Source organism: Formosa sejongensis, assembly GCF_033447105.1.
Taxonomy (GTDB): Bacteria; Bacteroidota; Bacteroidia; order Flavobacteriales; family Flavobacteriaceae; genus Formosa.
The window spans coordinates 1-1714 of sequence record NZ_JAWQUN010000051.1; the positions used below are offsets into that span (position 1 = coordinate 1).

General features: G+C 37.5%; 1 protein-coding gene. It reads left to right on the forward strand.

What is annotated here, in order from left to right:
- Positions 1 to 364 precede the first annotated feature (364 nt).
- Positions 365 to 1627, forward strand: a complete 1263-nt coding sequence (gene ltrA, locus R6X41_RS19695; protein WP_318502067.1) for a group II intron reverse transcriptase/maturase — start codon at positions 365 to 367, stop codon at positions 1625 to 1627.
- The last annotated feature ends 87 nt before the right edge of the window (positions 1628 to 1714 follow it).

Consider the following 1714-nt stretch of genomic DNA (forward strand, 5'->3'; position numbering starts at 1 on the left):
AAAGTGAACCACTGAAGAGGTGTCGAGAAGTTGCGAACATCCAGTCAAAAGCTACGAAGTATGATACGGAGTGAAAAGTAGTGTTATAAATAACATTGATTACAGTAATCACCTATTTATTTACTGTAAGGCTGGCGTCATTCAGGTGGCAAGAACTTTATTTAGGCTTAATTACGGAACTTGGGAAGCTACATATAAATGATAAGGGAAATGTACAATAGGCACAACCTAAAGGCAAAATACCGAAGTTGTATGTAGTGGCAGATTAACCCGTAGTAGTGATGAAGTTTCTGTAATGGAAATGGAGCAAAGGGGTTAAGTTGTACCGTTTTATTTTATTTACCAACTCAAATAAATATTGAGGATGAATTTATGGAATGAAACAAAATCAATACCGATAAGTCGCCAAATGGTTTGGGAGGCTTATCAAAAAGTGCGTTCCAACAAAGGGAGTGCGGGAATTGATGGGGTAAGTATGCAAGAATTTGATATGAACCGTAGTAAACATCTGTACAAACTTTGGAATCGAATGGCATCAGGAAGCTATTTTCCACCTCCAGTCAAAGAAGTAGAAATACCTAAGAAAGACGGTTCAATTCGTAAATTAGGTATACCCACTATTAGCGATAGAGTTGGACAAATGGTTGTAAAAATGTTTATAGAACCAAGATTAGAAGCCCTATTTAGTTCAAATTCTTACGGTTATCGACCAAAGAGAAGTGCTCATCAGGCATTATCAAAAGTTAGAGAAAATTGTTGGAAACAAAACTGGGTAATTGATTTGGACATCAAAGGATTTTTTGACAACATTGACCACAGTAAACTGATGCTTGCAGTAGAGAAACACGTATCCGAAAACTGGGTAAAATTCTATATTGAACGATGGTTGGAAGCACCCGTTATTACAAAATCTGGAGAACTCATTCATAGGCAAGGAAAAGGAACGCCACAAGGTGGAGTAATCAGCCCATTATTGGCAAACCTTTTTCTTCATTATGCTTTTGATAAATGGTTAGAACAGACAGATGAGAATGTAGCTTTCACACGTTATGCCGATGATGTGATACTGCACTGTAATACAAAAACTCACGCAGAACAAATACTGGGATTAGTACATCAAAGAATGGAATCGGTAGGCTTGGAATTACATCCCAAGAAGACAAAGATAGTCTACTGCCGAGACTACAGAAGAAGAGAAAAGTACCCAACAGTCAAATTTGATTTTTTGGGCTATTCTTTTCAGCCAAGGAGTGCCTGCTCTAAGAAAAATGGAAGGTTGTTTCTAGGGTATGATTGTGCTATAAGTATAAGTTCAAGAAAACGAATCGCTGAAAAGCTTGAAGAACTTAAGGTAAGTAAACTTACATTTAAAAGTATTGTAGGCGTCGCTCAATACCTTAATCCAATGATTAGGGGCTGGGTGCGTTATTATGGTAAATTTAAGATGTACGAACTAACAAAAGTCTTTAGGTTATTGAGTAAACGATTGGTTTGGTGGGCTAGGAAAAGGTACAAGCGATATAAAACCAGTATTAGAAAAGCATACAAATGGCTAGAAAATGTAAGGAAACAATATCCAACGTTGTTCTATCATTGGAGCTTTTCACAAATCAACATTATTGCTTAGATTTGTGCAACAAGAGCCGTGTGAGGGGAGACTTTCAAGCACGGTTCTGTGAGAGGCTTAGGGTGAAAATCCCTTTGCCTACTCGAT